6 tRNA genes are annotated in these 557 nt (G+C 53.0%); all 6 read left to right on the forward strand.

Going from position 1 to position 557, the window contains the following annotated elements:
• Positions 1–35 precede the first annotated feature (35 nt).
• The 6 genes from HMPREF2961_RS08145 (at position 36) to HMPREF2961_RS08170 (ending at position 556) form a co-directional block, all read left to right on the forward strand.
• A tRNA-Lys gene (locus HMPREF2961_RS08145) sits at positions 36–108 on the forward strand.
• A 7-nt stretch (positions 109–115) separates the two neighbouring features.
• Positions 116–197 (forward strand) — tRNA-Leu (locus HMPREF2961_RS08150).
• A 17-nt stretch (positions 198–214) separates the two neighbouring features.
• Positions 215–287, forward strand: a tRNA-Thr gene (locus HMPREF2961_RS08155).
• A gap of 11 nt (positions 288–298) precedes the next feature.
• A tRNA-Gly gene (locus HMPREF2961_RS08160) sits at positions 299–370 on the forward strand.
• Between the two features lie 16 nt (positions 371–386).
• Positions 387–472, forward strand: a tRNA-Leu gene (locus HMPREF2961_RS08165).
• 10 nt (positions 473–482) lie between these two features.
• Positions 483–556 (forward strand) — tRNA-Arg (locus tag HMPREF2961_RS08170).
• Position 557 lies beyond the last annotated feature (1 nt).

Below are 557 nucleotides of genomic sequence, written 5' to 3' on the forward strand. Positions count from 1 at the left end.
GAGGGTCAGCGGTTCGATCCCGTTAACCTCCATATGAGCCGTTAGCTCAGTTGGTAGAGCATCTGACTTTTAATCAGAGGGTCACAGGTTCGAGCCCTGTACGGCTCATATTTTTGCGGGTGTGGCGGAATTGGCAGACGCACTAGATTTAGGATCTAGCGCCTTACGGCGTGGGGGTTCAAGTCCCTTCACCCGCATAATTTAAGTTTTACATGCCGGCTTAGCTCAGTTGGTAGAGCATCTGATTTGTAATCAGAGGGTCGAGGGTTCAAGTCCTTTAGCCGGCATCTTTAAACACGCGGAAATAGCTCAGTGGTAGAGCACCACCTTGCCAAGGTGGGGGTCGCGGGTTCGAACCCCGTTTTCCGCTTTGCCAAAGCAATCGCGCCGGGGTGGCGGAACTGGCAGACGCACAGGACTTAAAATCCTGCGGTGAGTGATCACCGTACCGGTTCGATTCCGGTCCTCGGCATTTCAAATATGCGCCCATAGCTCAACTGGATAGAGTGTTTGACTACGGATCAAAAGGTTAGGGGTTCGACTCCTCTTGGGCGCGT

It is taken from the genome of Enterococcus sp. HMSC076E04, from assembly GCF_001814285.1.
Lineage (GTDB): Bacteria > Bacillota > Bacilli > Lactobacillales > Enterococcaceae > Enterococcus_B > Enterococcus_B lactis.